This is a genomic window from Variovorax sp. P2_H12, from assembly GCF_056403395.1.
In genome coordinates this window covers 1-440 of record NZ_JBFUFO010000205.1, presented here as the reverse complement: position 1 = coordinate 440, position 440 = coordinate 1, and the positions used below count along the sequence as shown (strand labels likewise).

Annotated in this window: 1 protein-coding gene; it reads left to right on the top strand. The window is 63.6% G+C overall.

Annotation, left to right across the window (positions count from 1 at the left end):
• Window positions 1-367: hypothetical protein (locus tag AC1DYK_RS35820; RefSeq protein ID WP_478170588.1), on the top strand; the 367-nt coding region annotated here is incomplete at its 5' end.
• Window positions 368-440 lie beyond the last annotated feature (73 nt).

Sequence of the window (440 nt, the reverse complement as noted above, 5' to 3'; positions counted from 1 at the left end):
GAACAGGGACGTCCTGGCGGTCGGCGGGCAGAATCTCCGGATGCACGCCCGTGACGACGACGACTACTTCGAGTTGCTCAACTCGGACATGCTTCCGCACAGTGCACAGGCGGGACTTCGTGCGGCGGCGGCCAACGTTCTCATGGCCAACCGGTCCTGGCTCGACGAGCTGAGGGTGCAGCCGGGGGAGCTCCACCGAGAACTCATGCGTGGATTCCACGACATCGGCTCGGACGACGACAGATTCGAGGAACTGGTCCACGACCTTGTCGCCCATGCGACATTTCCGCAGCAGAGCAGTCCCCGAAGTAGGGAACGGCTGGTGCGGCATGTCCTGTTCGAGAGCTACCGTCTGGGGCAGCCGTGATCGCCGGGAAGCATGTCCTCGTGGCCGGTGGTACCAACTTCGACATCATCGTCCGGGCCACGAGACTTCCGGA